The sequence below is a fragment of the Paracoccus endophyticus genome, assembly GCF_003286075.1.
Lineage (GTDB): Bacteria > Pseudomonadota > Alphaproteobacteria > Rhodobacterales > Rhodobacteraceae > Paracoccus > Paracoccus endophyticus.
Window position 1 is genome coordinate 1 of the sequence record NZ_QLUV01000033.1, and the last position, 6333, is coordinate 6333.

Below are 6333 nucleotides of genomic sequence, written 5' to 3' on the forward strand. Positions count from 1 at the left end.
CCCAGCCTACAAGCGCGCACTCTGGATCGTTGTCCTTCTCAATGTCGGCTATGGCGTGATCGAGATTTTCGGCAGCTTTCTGTCGGGTTCGCAGGCGCTACAGGCGGACGCGCTCGATTTCGTGGGCGATGGCCTGATTTCCTTCCTCGGCCTCATTGCGGTGGGCTGGGGCCTCGCGGCCCGCGCCAAGGCGGCGCTGCTGCAAGGCGTGTTTCTGGGCCTGCTCGGCCTTGGCGTGATTGGCTCGACGCTCTACCGCGTCTTTGTCGAGCATGAGCCGGAAACCCTCCTGATGGGTGGCTTCGCGGTCGTGGCCTTCATCGTCAATGTGGCCGCTGCCCTTGTGCTGCTGCCCCACCGCAAGGGCGATGCCAATATGCGTGCAGTCTGGCTGTTCTCGCGCAACGACGCGATTGGCAACCTTGCCGTGGTCGTCGCGGCTGTCCTCGTCTGGGCGCTTAGCTCGTCCTGGCCTGACCTTCTGGTGGCCTTCGCCGTCGCGGGCCTGTTCCTGCAATCGGCGTGGTCGATCATCCGGGATGCGCGCTCCGATCTCAAACAGGCTGGCCGTGCATGAAAACGGCTAGGCCTGCACTCATCATCGCCTTTGGAGCCGCGCTCGATCTTGCTGCAAAGCTATGGGCGCGCACCTCTCTCGAACCCTACGGCGCGGCAACCGACTTTCTGCCCTTTGTCGCGCTGCGTCTGACCTTCAATCAGGGGGTTTCGTTCAGCCTGTTCTCATTCGAGGGTGAGACTGCGCGGCTTGTGCTGCTGCTCGCCACGGCCGCATTGACAGCGAGTTTTGCGCTATGGGCTTTTAGATCGCAGGGCTTGGAGCGCATTGCTGCCTCTTTCATTGTGGCGGGGGCGCTCGCCAATGTCATTGACCGTGCGGTGTATGGAGTGGTGACCGATTATCTCGATCTGCACTTTGGGGCATGGCACCCCTTTGTGTTCAATCTTGCAGATGTATGGATCACGGCCGGGGCTATCTCATTGTTCTTCTGCCAATTCAGCCAAAAACAAAGTAGGGTTGCCTTGAGGGGCTAACTTAAAGCTCGTGATCGTGGCCCCTGTCGCGCTCCCGCCTTGCGGCCCGCTCCAACTCCCATTCGTGCGCTTTGCGCTCCTGGACTAATGTCAGCGTTCTTTCAGCAACGCGTTCACCTGCTGCACCAAGTGCGTGGTTGAGGCGGTCTGCTTGGCTAAGGCCGCGTTCAAGTTCTCCAAGCCCGCGCTCAAGCGCTGCTGTGTGGCCTCGATCTGCGACAAGCGGGCCTCGATCGCTGATTGTCGCTGCGAGATGCGCTGCGACCATGCGCCCACCTTCTTCGAATATTCCTCGGACGCGCTCTCCGATTGATCGAACTCGTTCGCCAAGAGCCTGAACTGTTCGAGCAAGGCGCGCTCCAATGCCGTGAGCTGGTCCATGGCTCAGTCCCCATTCTTCATATGCAGGCAAATCGCTTTCCGCCCCGAGGGCGTGGTGCATTGCAGCGGGGTCGCGTTCTCGGGCACCACCAGGTAGCTCTGCCCCTCGCTCTGGAACGTCTCCAAGGGCATGTCCTCCACCACCCTCAAGGGCTGGCTCGAGCGCCAAAGCAAGAAGCCTGTCAGCATCAAGCTCACGATCAATGCGCCCCAGGTCAGCCCCAAGATCCATTTCAGCTGTGGCAGCGCGGTCCTGATCCCATGCGTGGCTCGGGCGATAGCGATCTCGATTTCGGTCAGCTCGGTGCTCACGCTCGCGCTCACACGCTGCGAGAGCTTCTGCAGCTCGCTCTCGGTCAAGGCCGCGATCTCGGCCGTCTGGCTCTCCAACCTCTCGTGCAGCCGCTCGGCCAAGCTCCGTGTCATCGTTCCAGTCCTTCTCGTAGATGCGGCCCCTGAGCCGCAGGCGCTCGTCGGTGTCGGGATCACGCACCGTCACGTAGTCCTTGCCTGCCCGCGTGACCTCCAGCCCGGCCTCGGTGAGAGCATCGACCAGGCTAGCGCGGTCATGCACCGCCCCCCGCTCGATCAGCGCCGCCACATAGCCGTGGACGGCCTCCTTGCCCTCTTTCAGGTGAAAGCCGTGCTGCGCCCAGGGCGGCGACAGCTCGAACGCCACCTCCCGCGCCCGCGCCGGATCGTCCGGCCGCGCCCAGCCATGCTCCAGGTTCAGCGCGTCCCGCAGGGTGGAAAAGCTCCGCTCCCAGCCGGGCGGCGCGATGTTGAGCGCCCGCCCGGAGGCCAGCTCCATGCGCGGGGTCACGAAGTGCAGTTCCACCCGGCCCGCCTCGGTGTGCTGGTGGCGCACCCAGGAAATGTCGAACTGATCGGCATCGAGGCCGGCGAAGGCGAAGGCCTCGAAAGCATCCATCGCCGCCGCCTGCTCGGCCACGCTGGGCGCGTCCTCGGGCGCAAAGGACAGCACCCCGTGCGTGTAGGTCCATTGCCGCTCGATGCTGTCGATCAGCTCCTGCGTCCGCGCCAGGTCACCCCGCACCACTTCCGGCGGGCAATGCTCCCGGCCCGTGCGCTCCGCATCGACCAGGTAGTTGCACACGGCTCCCCCGCCGCCCCGGCCGCCGCTGGTAAACTTGATCAGCATCAGCCGCGCTCCGGCGGGTCGGCCCGCGTATGCGCCGCCCGAAGCGCCCCAAGATCCCGGTCGATCTCGATCAGCCGCGACAGCAGAGCGGTTGCCGTTACCGGCTCGTGCCGGTTGGCGGCCCGCGCGAGCTGGTTGAGGTTGTTCCCAATCCGCGCCAGCTCCCGCAGCAGCTCCGGGGCGACCGGCGGCGCTTCCCGCCGCGTCCGTAGCCGCAAGCCGCCCAAGGACGCTCGGATTAGCTCCGACAGGCTCATGCCCCGGCTTGCTGCCAGCGCCTGCCAACGTGCCCGCTCGGCCGCGCTGGCCCGCAGCTTGATCCAGCGGGCAGGCTCGGAAGTAGCGGAAGAGTCGTTGGCCATCAGGCAGGCTCCAGAGGGGTGCAGGGGTGTTCCCCTGCCGGGGTTCGGGGCGGGTCCCGCCGCACCAGGTGCGGATCGGGGGTTTGAAGGGGGCGGCACGCCCCCTCACCAGCGCGAGTGGTCAGGGCAAGGCGAAGCCTTGTCGTGGCCACGAGAGTATGCTGGCGCGAAGATGTGTCAAGCAAGGGGATCGTGGCACTGTCAGAAAGGGTCAGGTCCAGTTGGAGGTATGGCCAAGTGGTGCTACCTCTCACCATTATTCCCAAGCGCTTGGGTTTTTTCTAAGGTGCGCTATGCCGACTGTTCTTCGCCTCGATGGCTTGCGGGTGGTGATCTACCCCGCCGATCACCGCCCCGCCCATGTCCATGTCATTGGGGCAAAGGGAGAGGCCGTGTTCGTGCTGAACTGCCCCGATGGTCCGCCGAGCCTGCGGGAAAGCTACGGCTTCTCGCGCCGCGAAGAACTGCGCATCCAGAAGGACCTGGCCGCGCACCTGTCCACCCTCTGCCCGCAATGGAGCACCATCCATGGAGATTTCTGAGCAAGAGTTTCAGTCTGCCGTTCGCCAGGGCGAGGAGCTGCGCCGCAACGGCTATGCTGTCAGTGCCGAATATGACGCCCGCCAGAATCGCCTCGTGGTAGGCCTGAGCAGCGGCGTCACCATCATGGTCCCGGTGCATCTTGTGGAAGACCTGGCCGGGGCGGATCCGGCCGATCTGGCCGAGATAGAGATCACCCCGTCGGGCCTTGGGCTGCATTGGCCCCGTCTGGACGCGGACGTCTACGTTCCTGGCTTCATGAAGGGCATCTATGGAACGCGCCGCTGGATGGCCGCGCTGCTTGGCGCGGAAGGGGGCAAGTCGTCCTCCCCCGCCAAGGCCGCGGCCGCACGGACCAACGGCGCCAAGGGCGGCAGGCCCCGCAAGCAGGCGTGAGGGTTCCGCAGCGCCTCTAGGACTCTCTCCAAGCCTTGGGCCTTGGTCTGGCCTTACAGGGCGCCACCGGCGCTCTCTGTGGCACTCTGGCGCAGCCGTTCTGCTTCCCTTTCCCCAGCATGTCCCGACCGTGCAGCGCAACCAAACGGTCGATCTGCGTGTGCCGGTGCACCTAAGACTCTTAGGATATATGGATACGCTGGTGCATTTTGGCGGTTTCGGCCTTGCTGGGCTGAGAAAAACAGAAATTGACAGTTGTCCACCAGACAACTTAAGTTGTCCACCAGACAACTATCGAGGCGAGGGATGGGCAGGATTTCACTTCACGAACTACGGCGGATGGGGGTGTCTGCCGAAGACATCGAAACGGCCAAAGTCACGCAACTGGCGCAGCGTCGGACAGGCTCGCCTGTCCAGTCTATCGGCGTCATTGTTGGGGCAGCAGAACAGCGCCAACGCACAAACCCGAATCCGCCTGCCGATCTGACCGCCCGCGCAATGCGCAAGCGCGGTGTTTACGACCAGGCGGCGCTCCTGCTCGATCAGCAGGCTCTCCGGGAGAACAGCCCCGAACGCGCCGCAATGGCGCGGAAGGCCGCTCTGGCGGCCAAGGAACTGTCCGTCAGCAATCAGATTGAGTTTGACTTCTTCGGAGGAGGCAACGTGTCCATTGCATTCCAGTATCAGGACGCCGTGACCGAACGTCTGTTTACGGCGGCGAAGACTACGGCACAGGCCTTCCACGCGCAGGCGGTGCTCTGGCAGATCACCCGCAACCTCGGTTGGCAGTCCTACGAATGCACCAAGACCGCTGCCGACCTGTGTGAAGTAATGCGAACCGACAAGGCCCAGATGGCTCGCGCCTTGGACCTTTTGGAGCAGGTGGGAGCTATTAGACGGATGAAGCGCGGACGGGTGAAGATCATCACCGTGACGCCGGAAGGGGCGTTCCGGGGCAACGTGAACAGCCACGCGCAAGCTGTTGAACGCTACAAGCTGGACGTGATTGAGGGCGGTAAGTCCGACCAGACCCCCGAGTAGCCGACCGGTCGGCTACCGGTTCCGGAAACCGATACCGACCACCCTGCCGACCGGCCCCGACCACCCAAGGAACCACCGTGCCGCTGACGCTGACGCTGAACCAGGCTGCCAAGACCTGCGGCCGCTCCAAGTCTACCCTTCTGAATGCCATCAATAGTGGGCGCATGAGCGCGCCCAAGGATGATCGGGGTCGCTACGCCATCGACCCGGCAGAGTTGCACCGTGCGTTTTCCTTCCAAGCTCCTGACCGGTCGGCCGACCGGTTCCCGGAACCGCAACCGACCACCCATGAGAACCACCAGACCACCCTGACCGACCAAGGCCTAAAACGAGAAGTCGAGTTGTTGCGCGAGATGCTGGGCAAGGCCGAAGCCAATGCCGACCATTGGCGCGCATTGGCCGAGCGTCAGCAGGCGCTCCTGGAAGACAAGCGGCCCAAGGAACCGCGCAGCCTCCTTCAGCGCATCCTCGGCCGATAAGTTAGCTTGGCGCTGTTTAGGACTAGGGTGCAGTAGTCCCCGCCCGCCCGCTCGGATCAGAGCGGGCTGTAGGGCGGGCGGGGGCTAGAGCCTCGATCACTCGGCATTCGGATACCCTACCTCGTCTACATTCGCTGACCATTCGGGCCAGTTCATCCTGCAAGAGAAGCAGGCGGGCAATCCGGCTTTCGACTGCCTCAAGCTGCTCTTGGGCAATGCGGCTCGCATCCTCGCATGATGCTTCCGGCCGTTCTTGCAAGGCGAGCAGGATGCGGATGCTTGGCAGATCGAAACCAAGCTCGCGAGCATGGCGGATAAAGCCCAGGCGCTCGGCATCGGCGGGGCTGTAGGTGCGCCGTCCGTTCGGCTGGCGGGCAGGCTTGGGCAAAACCCCAATGCGCTCATAGTAACGGATCGTCTCGATGTTCACGCCCGTCTGCCGGGATAAATCGCCGATCTGCATCTTTTGCCTTGCTCCTGTAGTCGCTACAGGTTGTAGCAGGGCAAGGCTAAAGTTTCGAGGATCGACGAATGGCCGCTGCAACCGACACAATCCGCTATCACGTTACGGGCATGGACTGCGCGTCCTGCGCCGCCAAGATCGAGGGCGCGGCCCGCAAGGTTGAAGGCGTGGACGAGGTGAAGGTGTCGATTGCCTCGCAGATCATGACGCTCAATGTCGATGATCCGCAGACGCGGCTTCCTGCTATTGAGCAGGCAGTGACAAGCCTGGGTTATCAGCTTGATCGCATAGGCCAGCCCAAGGTGGCCGGGGCGGAAACCGATGAGGATGACGACAAGATCCCTGACCTGTCGCACGTCACCCCAGCCTACAAGCGCGCACTCTGGATCGTTGTCCTTCTCAATGTCGGCTATGGCGTGATCGAGATTTTCGGCAGCTTTCTGTCGGGTTCGCAGG

The 6333-nt window shown here is 63.4% G+C and carries 10 protein-coding genes; 7 read left to right on the forward strand and 3 right to left on the reverse strand.

Translation table 11 applies throughout. The features are described from left to right. On the forward strand, nt 1-577 hold a 577-nt coding region (locus DPQ23_RS14910; RefSeq protein ID WP_162630793.1), incomplete at its 5' end, for a cation diffusion facilitator family transporter. Further along, the gene (lspA, locus tag DPQ23_RS14915; protein WP_088239308.1) at nt 574-1053 is read left to right on the forward strand and encodes a signal peptidase II; all 480 of its coding nucleotides are present in this window, start codon (nt 574-576) and stop codon (nt 1051-1053) included. The genes DPQ23_RS14910 and lspA, both read left to right, overlap by 4 nt. Before the next feature lies 1 nt (nt 1054). Here lspA and DPQ23_RS14920 read toward each other — a convergent pair whose 3' ends face one another. Then, a complete protein-coding gene (locus tag DPQ23_RS14920) occupies nt 1055-2596 on the reverse strand; it encodes a relaxase family protein (RefSeq protein ID WP_112875554.1) in 1542 nt (513 codons plus the stop codon). Beyond that, entirely contained in the window at nt 2596-2958 is a 363-nt protein-coding gene (locus DPQ23_RS14925) for a MobC family plasmid mobilization relaxosome protein (protein ID WP_112875555.1), read from the reverse strand. Before DPQ23_RS14925 ends, DPQ23_RS14920 begins: the two co-directional genes overlap by 1 nt. 293 nt (nt 2959-3251) lie before the next feature. Between DPQ23_RS14925 and DPQ23_RS14930 the strand changes: the two genes are divergently transcribed. The 4 genes from DPQ23_RS14930 to DPQ23_RS14945 all read left to right on the forward strand — a co-directional run bounded on the left by DPQ23_RS14930 (nt 3252) and on the right by DPQ23_RS14945 (nt 5414). Continuing rightward, nucleotides 3252-3500, forward strand: a complete 249-nt coding sequence (locus DPQ23_RS14930; protein ID WP_112875556.1) for a DUF4160 domain-containing protein — start codon at nt 3252-3254, stop codon at nt 3498-3500. Further along, nucleotides 3487-3894, forward strand: coding sequence for a DUF2442 domain-containing protein (locus DPQ23_RS14935; protein WP_112875557.1), 408 nt, complete (start codon nt 3487-3489; stop codon nt 3892-3894). The genes DPQ23_RS14930 and DPQ23_RS14935 overlap by 14 nt, the downstream gene beginning before the upstream one ends. A 306-nt stretch (nt 3895-4200) precedes the next feature. After that, entirely contained in the window at nt 4201-4935 is a 735-nt protein-coding gene (locus DPQ23_RS14940; RefSeq protein ID WP_112875558.1) for a helix-turn-helix domain-containing protein, read from the forward strand. A 77-nt stretch (nt 4936-5012) separates the two neighbouring features. Then, entirely contained in the window at nt 5013-5414 is a 402-nt protein-coding gene (locus DPQ23_RS14945) for a hypothetical protein (protein WP_162630794.1), read from the forward strand. A 22-nt stretch (nt 5415-5436) separates the two neighbouring features. Here DPQ23_RS14945 and DPQ23_RS14950 read toward each other — a convergent pair whose 3' ends face one another. Further along, on the reverse strand, nt 5437-5877 hold the full coding sequence (locus tag DPQ23_RS14950) for a MerR family transcriptional regulator (RefSeq protein ID WP_051578295.1): 441 nt from the start codon (nt 5875-5877) through the stop codon (nt 5437-5439). A gap of 68 nt (nt 5878-5945) precedes the next feature. On the opposite strand from DPQ23_RS14950, the gene DPQ23_RS14955 reads away from it, so the two are divergent. After that, nucleotides 5946-6333, forward strand: a 388-nt coding sequence (locus DPQ23_RS14955; RefSeq protein ID WP_205961485.1) for a heavy-metal-associated domain-containing protein, incomplete at its 3' end; no start/stop codon positions are given.

Bases quoted from the DNA above. Each gene is read 5' to 3' on its own strand.
- lspA (WP_088239308.1), top strand. From the start codon at position 574: ATGAAAACGGCTAGGCCTGCACTCATCATCGCCTTTGGAGCCGCGCTC.
- DPQ23_RS14920 (WP_112875554.1), bottom strand. From the start codon at position 2,596: ATGCTGATCAAGTTTACCAGCGGCGGCCGGGGCGGCGGGGGAGCCGTG.
- DPQ23_RS14925 (WP_112875555.1), bottom strand. From the start codon at position 2,958: ATGGCCAACGACTCTTCCGCTACTTCCGAGCCTGCCCGCTGGATCAAG.
- DPQ23_RS14930 (WP_112875556.1), top strand. From the start codon at position 3,252: ATGCCGACTGTTCTTCGCCTCGATGGCTTGCGGGTGGTGATCTACCCC.
- DPQ23_RS14935 (WP_112875557.1), top strand. From the start codon at position 3,487: ATGGAGATTTCTGAGCAAGAGTTTCAGTCTGCCGTTCGCCAGGGCGAG.
- DPQ23_RS14940 (WP_112875558.1), top strand. From the start codon at position 4,201: ATGGGCAGGATTTCACTTCACGAACTACGGCGGATGGGGGTGTCTGCC.
- DPQ23_RS14950 (WP_051578295.1), bottom strand. From the start codon at position 5,877: ATGCAGATCGGCGATTTATCCCGGCAGACGGGCGTGAACATCGAGACG.